General features: G+C 43.2%; 1 rRNA gene. It reads left to right on the forward strand.

From position 1 onward, the window contains the following. Positions 1-146 precede the first annotated feature (146 nt). A 23S ribosomal RNA gene (locus M3191_RS18845) occupies positions 147-264 on the forward strand; the annotation flags it as partial.

Here is a 264-nt window from a genome sequence, read left to right on the forward strand (position 1 = left end):
TGAAGCAACAAAACATCAAGTAATCAACCGAGTCGATCACTTTTGTGATTGAACAATACTTTTTTAACGATTGCCAACGTATATCGCTATACAATGGTGATCAACCAATGGTCTAGACGTATGTAATGCGTTGAAAGCCAGATAAAGGTTAAGTTAGAAAGGGCGCACGGCGGATGCCTTGGCACTAGAAGCCTATGAAGGACGGCACTAACACCGATATGCTTCGGGGAGCTGTAAGTAAGCTGTGATCCGAAGATTTCCGAA

Origin of the sequence: Sporosarcina luteola, assembly GCF_023715535.1 — a bacterium.
Taxonomy (GTDB): Bacteria; Bacillota; Bacilli; order Bacillales_A; family Planococcaceae; genus Sporosarcina; species Sporosarcina luteola_B.